This is a genomic window from Ligilactobacillus sp. (assembly GCF_036846325.1).
Lineage (GTDB): Bacteria > Bacillota > Bacilli > Lactobacillales > Lactobacillaceae > Ligilactobacillus.
Window position 1 is genome coordinate 1 of sequence record NZ_DAIUCE010000128.1, and the last position, 282, is coordinate 282.

Sequence of the window (282 nt, forward strand, 5' to 3'; positions counted from 1 at the left end):
CCCGCACAGGTTGGCAATCAATGTCCCCGCCGCACATAAATTCTGTGACAGCACGTATCGCATTGCTCCGCCGAAAAATGCAAAGCATGCAACGCTGATATTTTCAGCCAGTTTCATAAAAATCACCCCATGGCTATTAAGTATACGCCTATCAGCGGTTCATGTCGACATTTCCCATGCAGGGCTGTGCACCGCCTGCTCAATCAGGACTCCCAGGCAGGATTACGGACAAAAAAAGAAGCCGGAATCTTTCCCAGCCTCTCTAGCATTCCGCAAGCTTTT